18 protein-coding genes are annotated in these 19,441 nt (G+C 58.2%); 10 read left to right on the top strand and 8 right to left on the bottom strand.

The genetic code is table 11. The annotated features are described in order from the left end of the window. Positions 1–6 precede the first annotated feature (6 nt). The gene (gene fmt / locus SH661x_RS01000; protein ID WP_437227149.1) at positions 7–981 is read left to right on the top strand and encodes a methionyl-tRNA formyltransferase; all 975 of its coding nucleotides are present in this window, start codon (positions 7–9) and stop codon (positions 979–981) included. A 112-nt stretch (positions 982–1,093) separates the two neighbouring features. Here the strand turns inward: fmt and SH661x_RS01005 are convergent, their stop codons facing one another. The 4 genes from SH661x_RS01005 to SH661x_RS01020 all read right to left on the bottom strand — a co-directional run bounded on the left by SH661x_RS01005 (position 1,094) and on the right by SH661x_RS01020 (position 5,246). Further along, positions 1,094–2,158, bottom strand: coding sequence for a sulfate/molybdate ABC transporter ATP-binding protein (locus SH661x_RS01005; protein WP_437227151.1), 1,065 nt, complete (start codon positions 2,156–2,158; stop codon positions 1,094–1,096). Then, entirely contained in the window at positions 2,155–3,054 is a 900-nt protein-coding gene (gene cysW, locus SH661x_RS01010; protein ID WP_437227153.1) for a sulfate ABC transporter permease subunit CysW, read from the bottom strand. Before cysW ends, SH661x_RS01005 begins: the two co-directional genes overlap by 4 nt. Beyond that, positions 3,044–3,991: a sulfate ABC transporter permease subunit CysT gene (cysT, locus tag SH661x_RS01015; RefSeq protein WP_437227155.1), complete on the bottom strand. Its 948-nt coding sequence runs from the start codon at positions 3,989–3,991 to the stop codon at positions 3,044–3,046. Before cysT ends, cysW begins: the two co-directional genes overlap by 11 nt. Before the next feature lie 229 nt (positions 3,992–4,220). Beyond that, positions 4,221–5,246: a sulfate ABC transporter substrate-binding protein gene (locus SH661x_RS01020; RefSeq protein ID WP_437227157.1), complete on the bottom strand. Its 1,026-nt coding sequence runs from the start codon at positions 5,244–5,246 to the stop codon at positions 4,221–4,223. Between the two features lie 334 nt (positions 5,247–5,580). Between SH661x_RS01020 and SH661x_RS01025 the strand changes: the two genes are divergently transcribed. Continuing rightward, complete coding sequence (locus SH661x_RS01025; protein WP_437227159.1) at positions 5,581–6,045, top strand: RrF2 family transcriptional regulator; 465 nt, start codon at positions 5,581–5,583, stop codon at positions 6,043–6,045. A gap of 151 nt (positions 6,046–6,196) precedes the next feature. On the opposite strand, the gene SH661x_RS01030 is transcribed toward SH661x_RS01025, so the two are convergent. Both SH661x_RS01030 and SH661x_RS01035 read right to left on the bottom strand, forming a co-directional pair. Beyond that, positions 6,197–6,676, bottom strand: a complete 480-nt coding sequence (locus SH661x_RS01030) for a hypothetical protein (RefSeq protein WP_437227161.1) — start codon at positions 6,674–6,676, stop codon at positions 6,197–6,199. Next, positions 6,673–6,849: a hypothetical protein gene (locus SH661x_RS01035; protein WP_437227163.1), complete on the bottom strand. Its 177-nt coding sequence runs from the start codon at positions 6,847–6,849 to the stop codon at positions 6,673–6,675. Before SH661x_RS01035 ends, SH661x_RS01030 begins: the two co-directional genes overlap by 4 nt. Before the next feature lie 91 nt (positions 6,850–6,940). Between SH661x_RS01035 and SH661x_RS01040 the strand changes: the two genes are divergently transcribed. The 7 genes from SH661x_RS01040 (at position 6,941) to SH661x_RS01070 (ending at position 14,094) form a co-directional block, all read left to right on the top strand. Next, entirely contained in the window at positions 6,941–8,200 is a 1,260-nt protein-coding gene (locus tag SH661x_RS01040; RefSeq protein ID WP_437227165.1) for a class I SAM-dependent methyltransferase, read from the top strand. 346 nt (positions 8,201–8,546) lie between these two features. Next, a complete protein-coding gene (locus tag SH661x_RS01045; protein ID WP_437227167.1) occupies positions 8,547–8,981 on the top strand; it encodes a hypothetical protein in 435 nt (144 codons plus the stop codon). A 275-nt stretch (positions 8,982–9,256) separates the two neighbouring features. Then, on the top strand, positions 9,257–9,910 hold the full coding sequence (locus tag SH661x_RS01050) for an OmpH family outer membrane protein (RefSeq protein ID WP_437227169.1): 654 nt from the start codon (positions 9,257–9,259) through the stop codon (positions 9,908–9,910). A 69-nt stretch (positions 9,911–9,979) separates the two neighbouring features. Then, the gene (lpxC, locus tag SH661x_RS01055) at positions 9,980–10,972 is read left to right on the top strand and encodes a UDP-3-O-acyl-N-acetylglucosamine deacetylase (RefSeq protein WP_437227171.1); all 993 of its coding nucleotides are present in this window, start codon (positions 9,980–9,982) and stop codon (positions 10,970–10,972) included. Positions 10,973–10,995: 23 nt separating this feature from the next. Next, complete coding sequence (gene lpxA, locus SH661x_RS01060) at positions 10,996–11,841, top strand: acyl-ACP--UDP-N-acetylglucosamine O-acyltransferase (protein ID WP_437227173.1); 846 nt, start codon at positions 10,996–10,998, stop codon at positions 11,839–11,841. A gap of 101 nt (positions 11,842–11,942) precedes the next feature. Further along, a complete protein-coding gene (locus SH661x_RS01065) occupies positions 11,943–13,052 on the top strand; it encodes a Gfo/Idh/MocA family oxidoreductase (protein WP_437227175.1) in 1,110 nt (369 codons plus the stop codon). A 181-nt stretch (positions 13,053–13,233) separates the two neighbouring features. Further along, positions 13,234–14,094, top strand: a complete 861-nt coding sequence (locus SH661x_RS01070; protein ID WP_437227177.1) for a COG1470 family protein — start codon at positions 13,234–13,236, stop codon at positions 14,092–14,094. 47 nt (positions 14,095–14,141) lie between these two features. Here the strand turns inward: SH661x_RS01070 and SH661x_RS01075 are convergent, their stop codons facing one another. After that, entirely contained in the window at positions 14,142–14,450 is a 309-nt protein-coding gene (locus SH661x_RS01075; RefSeq protein ID WP_437227179.1) for a transcriptional regulator, read from the bottom strand. 199 nt (positions 14,451–14,649) lie between these two features. Between SH661x_RS01075 and SH661x_RS01080 the strand changes: the two genes are divergently transcribed. Then, positions 14,650–17,511 carry a hypothetical protein gene (locus SH661x_RS01080; protein ID WP_437227181.1) on the top strand — a complete coding sequence of 954 codons (2,862 nt, stop codon included), beginning with the start codon at positions 14,650–14,652 and terminating at the stop codon, positions 17,509–17,511. A gap of 49 nt (positions 17,512–17,560) precedes the next feature. On the opposite strand, the gene SH661x_RS01085 is transcribed toward SH661x_RS01080, so the two are convergent. After that, positions 17,561–19,303 (bottom strand): amino acid permease, encoded by a 1,743-nt coding sequence (locus SH661x_RS01085; RefSeq protein ID WP_437227183.1) that lies wholly within the window; start codon positions 19,301–19,303, stop codon positions 17,561–17,563. Positions 19,304–19,441: the final 138 nt, after the last annotated feature.

Consider the following 19,441-nt stretch of genomic DNA (forward strand, 5'->3'; position numbering starts at 1 on the left):
AGGGGGATGGCTGTGGCTTTGCGAGTGGTGATGATGGGAACGGGAGCTTTCGCACTCCCGACCTTCCGTGCTTTGATTCAATCCGAACATGACGTTGCGGGGCTGGTGACGCAGCCGGATCGAGTCGGTCAGGGACACCATCAGCATGTCAATCCGCTGAAAGAACTCGCCCAGCAGCACAACATCCCGGTGCTCCAGCCGGTGAAGGCCAATTCTCCCGAAAGCCTGCAGGCGTTACGCGATCTTCAGGCTGATCTCTTTGTCGTCGCCGCATATGGTCAGCTTCTCTCGGCCGAACTTCTTTCCATTCCGCGGCTGGGGGCCATCAACCTGCATGGTTCGCTGCTGCCGAAGTATCGCGGCGCGGCCCCCATTCAATATTCAATCTGGAAGGGGGAATCCGAAGCGGGCATCACCATCTTTCAGATTGAACCCAGGCTGGATGCCGGCCCGATGCTGGGAGTGCTGCGAACTCCTATCGGACCCAAAGAGACCAGCGGCCAGCTGCACGACCGTCTGGCGGAACTCGCCCCCCCACTGACGCTGCAGGTGCTGCAGGATCTGGAAGCGGGGACCGCACAGCAACTATTTCAGAATGCCGAACAGGTGACCCGCGCCCCCCGCATCAAAAAAGAAGAGGGACTGATCAACTGGCATCAGACTTCGCAGGAACTCGGCTGGCATATCCGGGCGATGCAGCCCTGGCCGATGCCCTATTCCTTCCTGCACCTTGCGGGTCGCAAACCGCAGCGGATGCTCATTCTCGATATCGATCCTGTTGATGCCTCCGGGTTCACAAACGCTGCTCCGGGAAGCGCGATCACCCATAATGGCGAGCTGCTGGTCCGGACGGGGGATGCGGCTGTGCGGATCAATCAGCTGCAACCCGCCGGGAAACGCGCGATGTCCGCGACCGACTTCCTGCGCGGAACGCCGGTTTCCTCAGGCACATTCGGCCCGGATTGTCTCGAGCAGAAATAATGCTCAAAACGCAGGACCTGATGAGGCGAGCCGGAGGTGTAAGCCTCCGGATTTTTGACGAAACAGGGGACTCACGTCCCCCGCTCGCCAACAGACATATGACCAAACTGATCTAAATTGCATAGTCCGCTGCGGGCATGAAGACCCGGGCGGAACTGGGGCGGACGAAAACCGTCTCCTGCAGCTGCAGCCGCAGGTTTTTGGCTCGCTCCCGCACCACATCGACCGTAACTTCCGCGCCTGACTCTTCCAGATAAACACGAACCTTAATGACCGCTCCGTGCGGATTGACCTGCACAATGCGACCGGACAATGAGCTCGAAGAAGTCGGCTGCTGCTCGAGTTCGAGTTCATGCGGCCGGACGTAAGCCGTCGCATTTCGCGGCTCATCGTGCTGATAGTCTTCATACTCGATGTTGAACGGTCCCACGTGGGCGCGACCGGACTGAACTCGCCCGTGAAAGACGTTCACGTTTCCGAGGAAGTCCATGACGAACGGCGTTGCAGGATGATCGAACACCTCCTGCGGGGTTCCGACCTGTTCGATATTTCCCTGTCGCATCACCACGACCCGGTCTGCGACTTCGAACGCTTCTTCCTGGTCGTGCGTCACGAACACCGTGGTCACGTGCATCTCTTCATGCAGGCGCCGCAGCCAGTTGCGGAGTTCCTGACGAACCTTCGCGTCCAAAGCACCGAATGGTTCATCCAGCAGCAGCATGCGAGGCCGCACAGCCAGTGCCCGTGCGAGTGCCACGCGCTGACGCTGACCTCCGGAGAGCTCTGAGGGGTATCGATAACCCAGCCCCTCGAGTCGGACGAGCGAAAGGAGTTCGTGGACCCGGTCAGAGACTTCGTCATTGGGCAGGGAGCGAACCCGCATTCCGAACGCGACGTTTTCAAACACCGTCATGTGACGGAACAGCGCGTAGTGCTGAAAGACAAAGCCGACTCCGCGATCGCGGGCCGCCTGTTTGGTGACATCTTCATCCTGAAACAGAATCGAACCACGGTCCGCATGTTCCAGCCCGGAGATGATCCGGAGCAGACTCGTCTTCCCCGATCCGGAGGGCCCCAGCAGCGCCAGCAGGCAGCCCGAAGGGACTTCCAGATTGATGTCGTTGAGCGCGGTGAAGTTGCCGAACTTCTTCGTGACATGACGGATAGTGATGCTCATGGAGTGGTCTCCAGCGACTGGGCTTCCGCGACGCGAGAATTCATCTGGGCAGCCAGGTAATGTTCGAGAATCAGCTTGCCGACTAGCGTGGCCAGGGCAATGAGAGTCAACAGGGAGGCGACCGCAAAAGAGGCCGGGTTATTGTATTCCTGAAACAGCTTTTCCACCCGCAGCGGCATCGTGTCTGTCTCTCCGGCAATATGCCCCGAGACGACGTAAACAGCTCCGAATTCTCCAATTGCCCGCGCGTGGCACTGGATGATTCCAAAGAGCAGCCCCCATTTGATATTGGGCAGCGTGACCCGCCAGAACAGCTGCCAGGGATTGGCTCCGAGGCTGACAGCTGCCAGTTCTTCATCACTGCCGAGCATCTGCATCAGGGGAATCAGCTCGCGGGCAATGAAGGGCATCGTGACGAACGTGGTCGCCAGCACGAGCCCCGGCCATGCGAAGATGACACGGATGCCCCACTCCCGCAGTGCCGGCCCGAAGTACCCCTGCATGCCGAAGAGCAGCACGAACATCAATCCCGCGACAACAGGCGAAATGGCAAACGGAACATCCAGCAGCGACATCACAATCGCCCGTCCAGGAAACCGGAACTTGGTGATCGTCCAGGCTGCGGCGACTCCGAAGATCGTATTCAGGATCACCGCCAGCGGGGCCACCAGAATCGTCAGCCAGATCGCGTGCCGGGTATCGCGGTCGCCAAACAGATTCTGAAAGAACGTCCAGAGGCCCGGGCTGAGGGCCTGATAAAACACATAGATAAGCGGGACCAGAATCAGTCCGCCCACGACGATGAAACTGGCGATGATCAACAGGCAGCGGACCCAGAACGGTTCGCTGGCGTTGAGTGCTGCCGCTCCGGTGGTGTGCCGTCGACTAGTTTGCATATCTCTGACTCCTCCGCTCGAGCCAGTTGATGGCTGCCAGAGACAACAGTGATCCCGCGACCAGCACCAAAGCAATGGCAGTCGCTTCAGCATATGCGAACTGCTCGAGCCGCGCGACGATCAGCACGGGAGCGATTTCCGTCTTGAACGGCATGTTCCCGGAGACAAACACCACCGCGCCGTATTCGCCCAGACCACGGGCAAACGAAAGTGCGAATCCCGTCAGAATCGCTGGCCACAGCGACGGAAAGAGCACCATCCGGAACGTCTGCCACCGGGAGGCTCCCAGCGATGCCGAGGCCTCTTCAATATCTTTGTCCAGACTTTCGAGCACCGGTTGAATCGTTCGCACCACGAACGGAAGTCCGACGAACACAATCACCATGATGATTCCCAGTCGCGTGTAGGCGACCTTGACTCCCAGAGGAACCAGGAACTGCCCGTACCAGCCCTGTTCGACATACAGCGCTGAAAACACCAGTCCTGCCACAGCTGTGGGAAGCGCGAAGGGGAGATCGATCAGGGCATCCATGAGCCGCCGACCAGGAAACTGGTACCGGACCAGCACCCATGCGAGCAGCAGCCCCGCAGCGACGTTCAGCAGAGCTGCGATCACAGATGTTTCAAAGGTGACCCAATAGGCTGCCCGGGCGCGAGCGGACCAGACAGCCGCAATGAATTCGGAGACGGTCAGCGAACTGACCTTCACCGCGCAGGCGGCAAGTGGCAGAAGCAGAAGTACCGTCAGATAACTGACGGTGACACTCAGCCCCGGGACAAAGCCGGGGAGAGGACTGCGACGAAACCGTGACCCTTTCGCAATGGGCTGCTCAGGCTGCACCTCGAGATGTTCTGCGAGCAGTGCAGGATCGTGGACCACGCGGGATGCATGGCTGATCGGGGGAGGGTCAATCGCCCCCTGTTCTGAGGGAATCATTGGCATTTGCACAAAACTGGGAAACGAAATTTACGGAGGGAGAAAGGGAAGATTAACCATGTGCGGAGAGTTCTTGAAGACGACTTAGACATTCGAACAGCGCACACCGCATCTCCCATTCAATTTCCGCACCCGCTCCCACGCCCCGACCGCCTGCACTTCTGTGGGATTTTCAACGGAAAACCCCTGTTCCCATGGAGACAGCCGGCCGGACAGGACTCCCGCCATGCTACTTCGACGGCTGGTAGATCTTATCGAATTCAGCACCATCGTTGAAAAACCGGACCTGAGCGTCGTTGAGGTCCTTGGCGACGGCTGAAACCGGAAAAAGTTTGATTTCCGGGAATTGTCCACGATGTGCCTCCAGGACAGCCGGGTCGATGGGGCGATAGAAGTGCTTCGCAATGATTTCCTGAGCTTCTGGTGTGTAGAGAAACTTCAGGTATTCTTCGGCAATCGCCCGGGTTCCACGCTGATCAACCACCTTGTCGACGACAGCGACATACGGCTCAGCCAGAATGCTGGTGGGTGGGAAAACGATTTCCAGAGCCCCCTTCGATTCATCCACTTCCAGATGAGCTTCGCTCTCCCAGGTCAGATGGACGTTGCCCAGTCCCCGCTGTGCGAAGGAAGTTGTGGCCCCGCGGGCTCCCGTGTCGAGCACAGGAGCATTGCGGTAAATCGTCGTGACGAACTCGCGTGCCTGCTCTTCGGTCCCTCCGTTGAGAATCACGCTTCCCCAGGCAGCCAGAAACGCCAGCTTGCCGTTCCCGGACGTCTTCGGACTCGGGACGATGACCTCCACGCCCGGCTTCACCAGGTCTGGCCAGTCTTTGATCCCCTGCGGATTTCCTTTCCGGACCACGAACACCAGAGTAGACGTGTAGGCCACGCTGTGGTTGGGGAGACGTTCTTCCCAGCCGTCCGCAATCAGGCCTTTCTGGTGAATTGCATCTGTGTCCGACCACAGTGCGAGCGTCACCACGTCCGCCTCCAGCCCATCGATCACCGCCCGCGCCTGGGGCCCGGAACCAGCATGAGACTGCTTCACCGTGAGCGGTTTCTTGTGTTCAGCCTTGTACTTCGGCTCATAGGCAGCATTCAGCGCCTTCCACAATTCACGGGTGGGGTCGTAGGACACATTCAGGATCTGATCGCCACCGCCGCTCGAGCCGGCTCCCTTTTCGCAGCCAGAGAAGAATCCGGCCACAGCAATTGCGACGAGGGGAAAAGCGAACAACGGAAACCGTCTCATCGAAGGCATACTCATACAGAAGGTGATCCAGATTCAAAGGGGAGCCGGAGCCAAAGCACTACTAATTCAATCGTGTATAATTCCTTGCACCTGCAGTGTCAACGTCGTCAAAGACGAAAAATCTTGGAGAAATCGCTAAAATCGATACGAACTCGAGAAGGTCCTCTCGACAAAATGGCGGCTTTCCGCTTGTATCCCTAAAGCTTCTCGAAGATTGAGTCTTCGTGCGGTGACAATTAGCACGGATGTACAGATCGTGCTTGATCTGAAACGGGATGTGTGTCAGCATGGAGAGTGAATATTCACGATCCAAATGTGTTTATTTGGACTTGCTATGAAACTCTCGCGAAAATCAGACTACGCACTGCGAGCCCTCTTCGAGCTCGTTGCCCAGGACGGTCGAGGTCCAATTTCCATTCGCGAAATCGCCGAACGGAATTTCATTCCCCGACGGTTTCTCGAACAGATCATGATCGACCTGCGCCTCAAGGGATGGGTGAAGAGCATCGCCGGCCGGGACGGCGGCTTCGTCCTCGCCCGCAGGCCCGGTGAGATCACCATGGGAGAAGTGGTCAGGCACTTCGACGGGATTCTCTCCCCGATCGCCTGTGTTTCCACCACTCACTACGAGCCCTGCCAGCTGGAACCCGTCTGTCGATTCCGCCGGGTTCTTCTGGAGATCCGGAACCACGTCGTCAGTAAAATGGACCATGCCACGCTGGAATACGTCTTCGCCGGCAGTGCTGTCCGCATGGAAGAAGTCTTCAGCACGACGTTTGTCGGCGGCGACGGAATCTGAGCGTGACCGCCGTCGTTCAGGAGTCGAGCAACCCACTCCTAGTGGTTCAGCCCGAGCGAATCTCACGAAAGTGTGGCGATCCGGCGGCGATCAACGCAGCTTTCGAGCTACGAATCACCCAGAATCGCCGCCACACTCCCCTGAGACAGGGCTAAACCTGACGAGACAACAAGTGGGCGTTCTTCTCCAGGAACTGATCCCGCCAGAGGTAATGATCCAGCAGACCGGTCGTCGGCTGGTTCATCTGCGTCAGGGCGGCAAACAGGGCTTCTATGGTCGCCAGTCCCGCAGCCGGGTCTTCAAAGAGTTTTGAAGTGCGGGGATAAGCGGTTTTCCAGTCCCACAGACTGCGGACGGGCACATCCGGATATTGCTGTTCCATCTTTTCTGCCAGTCGCCACGTTCCATCGAGCAGCAGCAATCGCGAATGTCGATCCTCATGCGAGAGCGGCGGTCCGTTCAATCCGAGTCGCACGGTGTTCTCGACTGCGAATTCCCCTCGATGCGGGAAGGTCCAGAACACGAAATCGTCCCGGCCACGCAGCGGCTCCACGGAGCATTTGCTCCGCTTCTCTTTGGGGTGAACGACGATGATCGTCGGAAGAACAGGAACGGGACTCTCGGAATTCATTCGCTCTGAAGGTCTTTGATCTGCTTTTGAAGCTGTGCGATTTCTTTTTCCAGACGGGGAACTTCAGCTGGATCATCCGGCTGTTTCTTCGCCCCCGAGAGCTGTTGCTGGAGATTCGTGATTTTCTTCTTCAGCGAATCGATCTGCTTCTTGTCTTTTTTATTCAGCGACATCAGCCAAGGCTCGGCAAGGGGTTGGAATGAACTATATTGCCCGCAGACGGGTCGACCTTCCTGTCAGAAATTGACGGCACGATTATAAGCGATGCGCGTATCGCGGGCGAGCAACGCATTCGAGGCCACGACCGAAACGCCAACTCCCACCCCAGCGGATTCGATGCAGGATTCGAGAACCGATTTCATTGACGCCACTCAGGAGGCAATGGCTTCCCAGTCCTTCATTTCCCTCGTCCTGTCCAGTCCTGTTCAGAAAGGGAATGCCCAGCCTCGAAAGCAGTCTGTCCGCCCCGTCGTGATCCGGGGACTGCCGATGTTTCAATGGGAACTTCAGTTCGAGAAGCAGCAGACGCACCTGAATCTGGATGCAACCAAATCTATCGAACGCCTGCACACGCTCTTTGTCACGGAATACCGGGACGCCAGTCTCTTCACCAGCACGGCGGATCTCATTGCCCGGTCGAACTCTCAGGGAGTCCGCCTCCGACGCCAGCCTGCCAGCCGGCTCCAGCAGACCCCCTCAACGGCCCACAATCAGCAGAAAGACTATCTCATCCCCGAAGGCGTCCCCTGTCCGTTTCTGATCGAACTGGACGTCATGACGAAGACCGGGCAGGTCAAACAGGCGAGACAGAAGAAGTTCCGGCAGCTGAATCGGTATCTGGAACTGGTCAATGACGTCTACTCCCACTTGCCGGATACAGGTCCCCTGAAGGTGGTCGATTTTGGCTGTGGACTGAGCTATCTCACGTTTGCACTGTATCATTTGCTGACCGTCGTTCATCGACGCGAAGTGAAGATGGTCGGTATCGACCAGAACGAACATGTGATTCAACGCTGCCGGGAGATCGCTTCCCGCCTCGGTTTGCAGGGAATTGAATTCAGCTCCAGCAGGATTGAATCGACGGGTGCTGCAGCTGAGCTCGATCTGGCGGTCTCGCTGCATGCGTGCGACACAGCAACCGACCACGCCCTGAGCTATGCCGTGACAGCCCGGACAAAGGTGATTCTGGCGGCCCCCTGCTGCCAGCACGAACTTTACACCAGAATTGATTCCCCAGCGATCACCGGCATTCTGCAGCATGGAATCCTGAAGGAACGGCTCTCGGCGCTGGCGACCGATGCGTTGCGGGGCTGTGCCCTGGAAGCGGTCGGATACCGGACCCAGATCCTCGAGTTCATCGACCTGGAACACACACCCAAGAACCTGCTTCTCCGCGCGGTTCGGAAACCGTCACCCGACGAATTTTCACAACGTAAAACTCAAGAGTACCAAGAGTTGAAGCGATTCCTTGGGGTGAATTCGTTAGCGACGGACGCAATCCTCGAGGCTGCGCGCGGTGAATGATTGGCGGTGCCGTGACGGAGAATCGGGTCGACCGAAAAAGCGTCAAAGATGGCCCAAGCGGGAGGGAAGGGGGTCCAGAAGTCTCCGATCACAGCTCCACATCGCTGAAAATCTCTCCAAATCCTTAACAATGCGGACTTTTGGGGATCTCCGAAATCTGGGTTTCTTTTAACGTTTGGTTTGACTTTCCGACCTGCCTAAAGTACCTAAAACGTTGTAGCGTGATCTGCTTGGGCACTTTCACTACGGCCACAGGCCCGATCACCCGGCTATCAAGACGTTCGGGAGATCTGGTCCGACGCCGAAGAGATCAATGTTTGTCAGGAAAAACTAAGGAGTTTCAACGATGACGAAGCGAGTTTTGAGTCTCGTCGCTGTGGCGACAATTGTGGCAATCTTCACCGCTGACAGTGCCGATGCTGGATTTCTGCGACATCGTCGCCACCGCAACAACTGCCAGACCACCTGCGCAGCTCCATGTGCTCCCGCCTGCGGTGCTCCGGCTTGTTCCGCTCCGTGCGCTCCTGCCTGCTCCGCTCCAGCTGCGAACAGCTGCACCTCCGGCTGCACCGTTTCCCAGCCTGCAGTGAAGACCGAAACCCCAGCGACCTCTGCCCCTGCTGACGCTCCGGCTCCTCCGGCAGAAACCGCTCCGGAAGCTGCTGCTCCCGCTGCGGATGCACCGGCTCCGGCCGCTGCTGCTCCAGCTGCTGAAGCACCAGCCCCAGAAGCTCCCGCTCCGGCTGCTGAAGCTCCGGCTGCAGAAGCACCAGCAAACTAATTTGGAACTACGACGAAGTTCGTAATTCAGCGCCTCCTTCCAGACGGCTGTCGGGAAGGAGGCTTTTTTCATGATGGACGACGATTTCCGAGTGAAATTTTTAGGATTCTCGAGCGTTTGGAGTACAAAAGCCCGGTCGATTCATCTTGACCCATTGTGCATCTTGTGCAGAATACGCCCCGGTCTCCGGATTTGAGACCGAGTCAGCAGGAAGTCTGACTCTTGGTGAGACAAGGTCAAGCAGCCTCGCCACCTTGCAACGGAGTGCAACTCTCGTGAATACGGCATTGAAATTCCTCGCGTGTGCAGCGGTCCTTCTCCCGGCCTCGCTGTTTGCTCAAGCGCCCGCGCAGTCGCCGGCCCCGCCTGCTCATCAGGTTGGCCTGATCGACATGGCCTACGTTTTCAAGAACTCACACCATTTCCTCGTTCTGACTGAAGGTCTTCAGGCGGACATCGAGAAGACGGACGGCGAAGCCAAAGTCATGGTCGAAAAGATTCGCCAGTTGCAGGGACAGTTAACAAGCGGAGCCCTGCAGAACGGCAGCCCTGACTACATCAAAGTCGAGGAACAGATCGTCCATGCCAAGGCCGAGCTGGAAACGTTCAAACGCGTGTCACAGCAGTCGTTCATGCGAAAAGAAGCAGACATCTACAAGACCATCTATCTTGAAGTCGAAGGGGCCGTCAAGCGGTACGCCGAGTACTACAAGTACACGCTGGTCCTGCGATTCGACCGGAATGAGATCGATGCTGACGACAATCCTCGCGATGTCATGAACGGGATGAACCGGCAGATCGTGCACCATCGCACTCGAGACGACATGACCGAACCGGTCCTCAAGTTTCTGAATAACGAGTGGAAGAAATCCGGAGGAGCCATGCCCACCGGAACCATGAGCACGCCTGGAGCCAGTTCCGGCAACTAAGCAGACGCCCCCTGGGTCTCGATGCGGCATCGTCCATTTCGAATTCACGGCAAGAGCCAAGGAACCACCATGTCATTGACTTCCCATCGAATGCAGCAGACCTTGGCGCGGCCCGCCCGCGTTTCGGGGTTCGGGCTGTTTCAGGGTTGCGATGTGACCGTGGAATTCTGTCCGGCTCCCTGTGACCACGGAATTGTTTTTGAGCGGATCGATCTGGCGACGCCGGTTCGCATCCCCGCACTCATCGAATACGTGGTCCCGCAGAATCGTTGTACGGTCATCTCCTGCCAGGGAGCCAGTGTCTCTGTCATTGAACACGTGATGGCAGCACTCGCCGGCATGCGGGTTGATAACTGTCTGGTGCGGATCAACGCGCCGGAACCCCCGGGTTGCGATGGCTCTTCGGCAGCTTTTGTCGATGCCCTTCTGCAGGCGGGAATCGTCACGCAGGATCAGCCTCGCCTGTGTGTGGAAGTCGATCAACAGTTCACTCATCTGGAATCACCACGAGTCGGAATTGCCGTCCAGCCGTCGACCAAACAGGACTACCAGATCGGCTTCCTGCTGGACTATGGGCCCGGCCCGATTCCGTTTCAGGCACTGAGTGTCGCGATTACTCCGACCACCTTTCTGGAACAGCTCTCTCACTGTAGGACCTTTGTTCTTCAGGCAGAAGTCGAACAGCTGCGAGCCGCTGGAATGGGGCTTCGCGCGACTCCGGAGAACGTTCTGGTCTTCACCGAAAACGGAGTTCTGGAAAACGCACTGCGCTGGCCGGATGAATGCGTCCGCCACAAGATCCTGGACTGCGTCGGTGATTTTGCCCTGCTCGGCTATGACCTGATTGGCCGCTTCACCGCCAGCCGGTCTGGGCACCGTTTGAATCATGAAATCATCCGCCTGATCCGTCAGGCAAGTTTCCCTGAAGCTGCACTCTCAACAGCGACAACCAGTTCCCCGACACCGGCTTCTCACTCCGGCGTCACACACAAGATCCAGTCTCCTCACTTCGACTCACCGCGACTCCCTGACACCCCTTCCTTCTCAGACGTTCAGGGATAGCCTCTCACTCGCCCGATCCTCCTATGCCCACCTTCATCTCACCACTGGCACAAGTCGAACCTGGCGCTCAGCTGGGCAACGACGTTTACATTGGTCCTTTCTGCCTGGTCGGCGGATCCGTTCGACTTGGGGACGGCTGTCGGCTCGACAGTCATGTCGTCATTGTCGGCAATACGACGATCGGGGACCGGAACCGGTTTTGGCCGAATGCTGTGATTGGGGCCGATCCCCAGGACTACAGCTATCGCGACGGCGCTCCGACCAGTGTGGTGATCGGAGATGAAAATCAGTTCCGCGAAGGAGTCACCGTCAATCGAGGAGCGGAGAAAGAAGACGGCTGCACTCGAATTGGAAACCGCAATCTACTGATGGCGAATTCCCACGTCGCCCACAACTGCCGGCTGTACGATAACACCATGCTGGTGAACGGCGTACTGCTGGGAGGTCATGTGCATGTTCATGACCGCGCCATTATCTCCGGAAATTCCGTGGTCCATCACTTCGCCACCATCGGCAAGCTGGCGTTTGTCAGTGGCGGATGCCGTGTGCCGACAGACATTCCTCCGTTCATGATTGCTGCCGGCAGCGACAATCCCGAAGTGAAAACGGTGAATCTCGTCGGCTTGCGTCGGGCGGGCATCAGCGAAGAGACCATCAACATCATCCGCCATGCACACCGGATGCTGTACCGCGATCATCAGCCCCTGGATACCGTCCAGGCCCACTTCGAAGCGGAACTCAACGGAGCACTTCCGATTGAACTGTTGACGCTGATCTCCGCAATGGAAGCACAGAGAAACGGCAAGATGGGACGAGCCCGCGAAGCATTCCGGGACGCCCCACCACAAGGCCAGAAGAAGACAGCCTAGTTCGGCTCGGCGAATCGACGATCACGTACCGCAGGCGAACCGCCTATATGCGATCGACCACGCCGGCCCAGACATCACGTTTTGGAAAAGAGTTGAATACCATGCAGAATCGCTCGGAAACACTCAAACTGGCAGTGGTGGGCGTCGGAGCACTCGGTCGGCATCACGCCCGAATCCTTTCCCAGCTCCCAGGTGTTCAACTCGTCGCCGTGTCGGATGCAAATCAGACGCAGGGAGAATCCGTGGCCGCCAGCTGCGGTTGCCGATGGAATCCCGATTACCGCACCTTGATGAACGAAGTCGATGCGGTTTCGATCGTCGTTCCCACGAGTCTGCATCGGCCCATCGCGGAAGATTTCCTGTGTCGCAGCATTCCCGTGCTGGTGGAGAAGCCGCTGACTGCGAACGTCGACGACGGCAGCGTGCTTGTCCGCCTCGCCCGCGAACACGGTGTCCCGCTGCAGGTCGGACACATCGAGCGATTCAATCCCGCTTTCGAATCACTGGCCCAGCAGGTGGGAAGCCCGAAATACATCCGCGGCGAGCGCATCAGCCCGTACGCGTTCCGGTCCATGGACATTGGTGCCGTCCTCGATCTGATGATCCACGACATTGAACTGACGCTGGCACTGGTCGGTGAAATTCCTGTGCGGGTCGAGGCCTTCGGGTCGTCTCTGGTCGGCGGCAATGAAGATTGCGTTCAGGCTCGCCTGACATTTCCGGGCGGCTGCATTGCAGACCTGACCGCGAATCGAGTCGCTCCTCATTTCTCCCGGACGATGCAGTGCTGGTCTGACCGGGGCTGTTTCACAGCCGACTTCACCGCGAGAACAGTTTCCGCTCTCACACCGACGACAGCCATGCAGAATGGCGAACTCCCGTTCGATCTCGTCCAGTCCGGGACCTGCACCGCAGCCGAACTGAAGCCGGAGATTTTCACCCGATTCATCCAGCAGACCCAGACGACCGGCTCCGATGTCGACGCCCTGACGGCCGAACTGGCCTCTTTCGTCAGCTGCGTGCGGACCGGGCAGACACCTCTGGTCAGCGGTGTTCAGGGACTGGCAGCGTTGCGAGTTGCGGAGCAGATCCTGCAGTCTGTCGCTCAGCACCAGTGGGACGGCACCCCTGTCGGCCGCTGCGGCCCGAATGCATTGCTGCAGCATTACCGTCCGGAAGCTCAATTCAATCCGATCCACAAAGCGGCATAAGGGACCGGCGATCCGCGGCCAAGGTGGCACGCGGGACTGGACACCTCCGCTCAGGAATTCGCGTCAGATCGGAGATCGCAGCAGGAGCATCTCCTGGAATTTCAAAGCTGTCTTGCGACGGAACTTCGATTTGCCGTAAAAAGCCTTGCTGCACAGACGATCTCAGCGGGTGGGCAAGTTCATGGATGAACATCGACGGACAAAATGGGGACACCTCAGACAGGCGTCCCTGATCTGTATTCCTCTCCTGCCGGCGATTCTCGCCTGCCTGGGGACTGCGTGGATTCCGCAAGGACGCGCGATCAGCGGAAGCAAGGTTCTTCCTCCGCTGGCCTTTCGCCAATATGCCGTCAACCTGCACGAAGTGGCTCCAACCGCCCGACTGACTGCACCTTTTGCTTTCTGGAATCGCAGTCAGAAGAACATCGAGATCACGAAGCTGGAGCCCAGCTGTGGATGCCTGGCCCCCCGTCTGCTGGGGGATCGCAAACAGTACGGACCGGGAACTCAGGGACTCTTCGAAGTTCAGGTTGAGACAGCCCGCGAGACCCCAGGCCCGCATACGTATTCGATTCGTGTTCACTACAAGGTTGATGAACAGGTCCATCAGGAACTGGTGACGTTCCGCTGCGAGATTCCGGAACGGAACGTGACGGTCACGCCGCCGGAGTTGTACTTTTACCAGCTGTCCGGACAGCCGATTCACGATCAGATCCGCGTGGAAGATCATCGCGGCAAGAACCTGACTGTGGTGGAGGCAATCTCCCGCAGCCCGCACGTCAAACTGAGCGTGGGTGAAAAGGAGACGCTGGCCGAAGGGCGATCGATCACACCGGTGCAGATTACCGTGGATGCAAATCTCCCGCCGGGTTCACATCACAACTTCATCGTGCTGAAGACGGATGATCCCGACTTCCCGGTGATCCGGGTTCCCGTTTTCCTGCAGGGCAAACCGACTCCGTCAGTCCAGCTGACGAATGGAATTCGGGAAGAACGACCCGCGACGGTACAAAAACCGGCTATTCAAGGAGCTGCTCAATGAGTCAGCTCCCGAGTCATGCCTGCCACCAGCAGAAAGCGAACCTGCAATTACCAGGTCGAACCGGTGTCGTCCGGTTCCGTTTCATCCAGCTGGGCGCGAAGTCCGTCCCGTTCTTCACGGGTCACTTCCAGATCGAACATCAGGTATTTGACATCCAGGCGCAGCTGAGAAAGGGCTTCCTGAACCAGATTCAGAATGCGACGACGTCGACGAACGCAATCCACCACCTGTGCGTACGGCTGCTCCAGGGCACGGTAATGCTGCTCGGGAAGAGCGGCAATCCGTTTACCCAGCTCCAGCAGTTCACGTGGAAGCTCGTCTGACGAGGTATCCGGAAATCGAAGGGCATTCTGCATGGCGATCACCTCGTCCTCTAACCTCGCAAAATATTGCGGGAAAACCGGCCTGACTGGGGACCCGGATTCTGAGTCGCGAACCGTCCGTGGTCCGTTGAAAAAAAGCAACACCGTCCAACGTTTCTCATGTTGCCAAATCGCCACAACCGCTCGCAAGAGTCTTCAGCCAAACTTCTCAAAACAGTTCACGACGCGCCAAGTGGGGTCCACTTGTAACGCATCGGCAGATTGCAAGGCTTTTGCAGGCAGCCCAACCCGCCTAATCCGGGCAATTCGTGTCGGTTATACCGCTTTTGCCTGCCTGTTGCTGTTCTGCAACGTTTCACCGGGACAGCAGACGGAAACCCAGGTTCTACGGTTCGGATTCGAAGACGACACCCCTATTGGCCAGCCGTACACCAAAAACATGCTGGCAGCCATGACCCAGCATGTGATCACTCGGGAAGATGCACATTCCGGGTCATCCTGCGAACGCTTCTTCTTCCAATCGGCCCAGCCGCAGGTCGACGAAAGCCGAATCGCCATCACGCTTCCTCAGGCTCGGGTCTTCAACGAACTGACCGCCCGGCTCTGGGTCCGATCGAATTGCCAGCAGGTCCGGCTGGGAATGCGGATCCGGTTCCCTCATCACAAAGACCCGCGGACGAACGAGCCGCTGGAGGTCGAGCTGTTCGGGGCACCGTACTCCGATTTCAAAAACTGGCAGGAACTGGTCTGTGAAACCAGCGACGAAACGATGCGCAGCCGGCTGATTCGCGTGCGGCAGCAGATTTCGGACAGCCTCAATCCTGTCCGGCTGGATGAACGAGAAGCCTACGTCGACCAGTTGATCGTCCAGTTTCAGATTCCTGCGGGGCAGTCAGCGTTACAGCTCGATGACCTGGAGTTCGGACCGGTCGTTCGACCGACGACGCTGGTGCCGGAGTCGAATGCGAAGCTCAACGCCGGGTCGGTACTCACGATGGAGAACGATCGCATCCGCAAGAATGGCGAACCCTTCTTTCCGCTGATCACGCTGTATCACGCGGAAGCGCTGGATCTGATCGCACGCACCGGTGTGAACATGATCTGGATTCGAAACTACGACGACCGTCCTTTACTGACCGCTCTGCAAGGCATGGACATCGGAGCGATCGCTTATCCTCCACAGCCTGCGCCGTCTGAGGCGATTCTGAATCGATCAGCACTTCCCACCATGCCGGAGTGGACCTCCCCCATCTGGGCGTGGATCATGGGAATCAATCTCCCTGCCAGCGACCGTCAATTCGTCACCGCGTGGACGGGACAGGTCCGTGACGCTGACAGGGCGATTCATCGCCCCATTATCGCCGACGTGGCTGCGGACGAACGGGAGTATCACCGCCCGATCGATCTGATTTCGATTACGCGATGTCAGCTGCATACATCGCATTCCAGCCTCGATCATTTTGAAGATCTGCGCGGGCGCCGGTCGCATACGCTGCCCGGCAAGCCTCCCATGACGTTCGTCCAGACGGAAGCTTCGGGAGCGCTGCTGGACTACTTTGGTGACCGCACCAATATTCCCATTGTGGAACCGGAGCAGATCCTTCATCAGGGATTCGAAGCGATCGCAGCGGGTTTCAAGGGAATTGGATTCTGGAAGCAGATTCCGTTCGACACGGATGTCCCCGGTTTGAAAGAACGGCTGGATGCCATCCGGATCTTTTCAATTCATGCCCGGCTGCTGGAACCGTTCATCGCGACGGGCCGAATCGTCGAAGATGCAAACGAAGTCCAGGTGCAGGTCGACCCGCTGCGAGGGCGTGCCCCCAAGGCTTCATCCTCGCCGCTGGCAAACCGCTGGGATCGGCCGGTGAACCCACAGGGGAAGGCCGGCCCCGCAGCGACGGAATCGCCGGATATTCGGGCGACGGTTTTTCATACCGACCACGGGCTGCTCATTCTTCTGGTCTGGCATGAGCCCGGCGCCCAGTGCGTTCCCGGCCCACAGACCGCTACCAATGTCCGCGTTCTCATTGGCGGGATCGGTGACGTCGCTACCGCCTGCGAAGTCACCCCCACCAGCGTCGGACAGTCGAATCTCGCGATGGAGCGAATTGCCGGGGGCACCGAATTGACGCTCAAGGAGTTCGACCAGTACGCAGCCATCATCGTCACGGGAACTGCGGAAGAAGCCAAGTCGATCGAGAAGCTGGCCTGGAAGACCCGCCAGGCCGCGGCGGAGTCGTTTGTCAGTCTGGCTGAGTCGAAACTGGCCCGCGTCCGGGAGATTCAGGATCAACTGGCAGCCGTCGGATCACCGCCGGTTCTCAATGCCGAATTCACCTTCTCCCAGGCAGAGAAGTATCTCGATCAGGCGCGGCACGAACTCTCGACTGGTCGTGCGAACGATGCACGTATCGCCAGTCAGAAAGCAATGCAGTCACTCCGCTCGCTGCAGCGGAGCCACTGGGAACTGGCAACAGCTTCCATGACCGCTCCCACTTCGACCATGGAGGCCACCAGCTTCCAGACGTTGCCCGACCACTGGAAGTTGATTACCCAGCTCGGAAAATCGAGCGGCTTCGGCGAAAACCGTCTTCCCTCGGGAAACTTTGAAAACGAATCCGCGCTGGCTCAGCCCAATGATGCACAGGGAGAGGTGAGCTGGACCTCCGGCACTCAGGAAAGCCGGTTCACTTCGCTGCGACTGATACGCGAGAGCGTCAGCGGGAACTCGCACCTGTCGATGATCGTCAAACCGGAAGCCCCCGCATCGCAGAAGGCGGTGCTGGTCAGCCCGCCGGTCGAAGTGGCGGCGGGAGATCTGATTGTCATGAGCGGTCAGGTTCGCATTCCACATCCGCTGAACGGCCCGGACCATCGCTTCGAGATTTTCGACACGCTGGCTGGCCGCGAAGGTGCCATTTCGTTGAAAGCGAAAGCGACGGACTGGACCCCGTTCCGGATTGTCCGGTACGCCAACGAAGCAGCGAGCTGTCGGCTCCGCTTCGAACTGCTCGGACCGGGAATTGCCGAAGTCGACAACGTGCAGGTCCACGTTCTGCAGGCCCCCACGATCCAGCGCGCCAGCAACTGATCGATCTGAGAATTCAGCGAACCCTCAGGCTGATGTCGTGTCCTGATCGCTATGTGGCATCGCCTGATGTCACTTTCCGCAGGACGCTGTTTCGCAGGCCGTAGGAAAAGTAAATCGCCATCCCCATTCCCAGCCAGATCACCAGTCGCAGCCAGGTATCCAAGGGGAGAAACAGCATCAGCGCCAGGTTCACAAAGATTCCCAGTGGAGCGACGATGAACAGCAGCGGGCAGCGGAACGGTCTCTCAATCTGAGGAGAACGGATTCTCAGGATGAGCACTGAGCCGCACACCAGGACAAAGGCCATCAACGTCCCGATGCTGACCATTTCCTCCAGCATTCGAATCGGGAAGAAGCCAGCGACCACCGCAATCAGAACCCCCGTCAAAATCGTGGATCGGTGGGGGGTCCGGTACTTTTCATGAACCACTCCGAACAAGCCGGTCGGCAGAAGGCCGTCGCGGGCCATCGCCAGAAAAATGCGCGACTGACTCAGGAAGTTCACTAGAATCACGCTTGTCAGTCCGGCCACCGCTCCCACGGCGATCAGTGCTGCGCTCGCATCCAGCAGCGGGTTCTTCTCCATCTGGGCTCGTTTGCGAAACGCCGACGCGAGGGCAGCATTCGCATCGATCTGCCAATACGGTTCCATCCCGGTAATCACCCCGGAGACAAGCATGTAAAGGACCGTACAGAGCACCAGCGATGCCAGAATCGCCAACGGCACGTCTCTCTGCGGGCGGACCGATTCTTCCGCATGAGTTGAGATCGAATCGAAGCCGATGTAGGCGAAGAACACCAGGGCCGCTCCGATCATCAATCCCGAAATCCCGTACGGCATGAACGGGCTGCGGGAGGCATTATCAATCGGATCGAGCCAGTGCTTGACCCCCAGCACGGAAAGCAGTCCCCACTTCTTGGCTTCATTCGGCAGCTGCTCGACGATGATTCTCTCGTTTGCAGGCAACGACGCTGCAAGCTCCGGATGGGCGCTGAGAAACGCTGCTCCAGTCGTGAAGCTGGTGACCGCCCCTTCCGGAACCTGGGCAGCCAGCTCCGGATGCCGCGAAATGTAATCGGGCAGATTCGTTTCGCGACGGTTCTCAATCGGAATCCCCGTCCAGTTCGAAGGGGTCACGTAGTTCAGCCCCAGACCAATGACGATCAGGACCACAGCCAGTTTGATCACCACGAACAAGGTATTCATCGCTGCACTTTCGCGAATCCCGATAACAAGGACGTAGGTGATCGCGAGGATGATCAGAATGGCCGGGAGGTTGCAGATGGGCTGAACCATCGCGCCGTCGACTTGAATCTTTGTAAACGGGTCCGACATCAAGATGGCTGGAATAAACGACGATTGCGTTCGAAAGATGGCACGCAAGGCCTCATCCAGATAGTGCGTCCAGTGCGCCGCCACCACGCTGCAACTCATCGCATATTCGAGAATGAGATCCCAGCCGATGATCCAGGCCCAGACTTCTCCCAGCGTGGCATAGGTATACGTATATGCGCTGCCGGCAACAGGAGCCAGTGCGGCAAATTCCGCATAGCACATCGCGGCGAACAGGCAGGCAACCCCCGCAATGGCGAAGGAGAGAATGACAGCAGGGCCTGCATCTTCCGCAGCCACACGACCGGTCATGGCGAAAATCCCCGCGCCGATGATTGCTCCCACGCCCAGCGACGTCAGTGCCACCGGACCCAGGACTCGATGCAGACGTTTTTCATCCTGCAGCTCTGCCTGCAGCATACTCAACGTCTTACGCTCGAACATCCGCTTCCACGACATGATTCAATTCCTGCTATCGATTTCGCGAGCAATTCGTGAGTTAGAAGACCAAGATTTTCGACCGTCTGCAATGCTGTCAGGGGGACCAATTCTCAAACTCGCTCGATCCTGCCACGAATTCTGAGGAGGTCCCCCGCC

The organism is Planctomicrobium stercoris, from assembly GCF_051465655.1.
Taxonomy (GTDB): Bacteria; Planctomycetota; Planctomycetia; order Planctomycetales; family Planctomycetaceae; genus Planctomicrobium.

Bases quoted from the DNA above. Each gene is read 5' to 3' on its own strand.
- fmt (WP_437227149.1), top strand. From the start codon at position 7: ATGGCTGTGGCTTTGCGAGTGGTGATGATGGGAACGGGAGCTTTCGCA.
- SH661x_RS01005 (WP_437227151.1), bottom strand. From the start codon at position 2,158: ATGAGCATCACTATCCGTCATGTCACGAAGAAGTTCGGCAACTTCACC.
- cysW (WP_437227153.1), bottom strand. From the start codon at position 3,054: ATGCAAACTAGTCGACGGCACACCACCGGAGCGGCAGCACTCAACGCC.
- cysT (WP_437227155.1), bottom strand. From the start codon at position 3,991: ATGATTCCCTCAGAACAGGGGGCGATTGACCCTCCCCCGATCAGCCAT.
- SH661x_RS01020 (WP_437227157.1), bottom strand. From the start codon at position 5,246: ATGAGACGGTTTCCGTTGTTCGCTTTTCCCCTCGTCGCAATTGCTGTG.
- SH661x_RS01025 (WP_437227159.1), top strand. From the start codon at position 5,581: ATGAAACTCTCGCGAAAATCAGACTACGCACTGCGAGCCCTCTTCGAG.
- SH661x_RS01030 (WP_437227161.1), bottom strand. From the start codon at position 6,676: ATGAATTCCGAGAGTCCCGTTCCTGTTCTTCCGACGATCATCGTCGTT.
- SH661x_RS01035 (WP_437227163.1), bottom strand. From the start codon at position 6,849: ATGTCGCTGAATAAAAAAGACAAGAAGCAGATCGATTCGCTGAAGAAG.
- SH661x_RS01040 (WP_437227165.1), top strand. From the start codon at position 6,941: ATGCGCGTATCGCGGGCGAGCAACGCATTCGAGGCCACGACCGAAACG.
- SH661x_RS01045 (WP_437227167.1), top strand. From the start codon at position 8,547: ATGACGAAGCGAGTTTTGAGTCTCGTCGCTGTGGCGACAATTGTGGCA.
- lpxC (WP_437227171.1), top strand. From the start codon at position 9,980: ATGTCATTGACTTCCCATCGAATGCAGCAGACCTTGGCGCGGCCCGCC.
- lpxA (WP_437227173.1), top strand. From the start codon at position 10,996: ATGCCCACCTTCATCTCACCACTGGCACAAGTCGAACCTGGCGCTCAG.
- SH661x_RS01065 (WP_437227175.1), top strand. From the start codon at position 11,943: ATGCAGAATCGCTCGGAAACACTCAAACTGGCAGTGGTGGGCGTCGGA.
- SH661x_RS01070 (WP_437227177.1), top strand. From the start codon at position 13,234: ATGGATGAACATCGACGGACAAAATGGGGACACCTCAGACAGGCGTCC.
- SH661x_RS01075 (WP_437227179.1), bottom strand. From the start codon at position 14,450: ATGCAGAATGCCCTTCGATTTCCGGATACCTCGTCAGACGAGCTTCCA.
- SH661x_RS01085 (WP_437227183.1), bottom strand. From the start codon at position 19,303: ATGTCGTGGAAGCGGATGTTCGAGCGTAAGACGTTGAGTATGCTGCAG.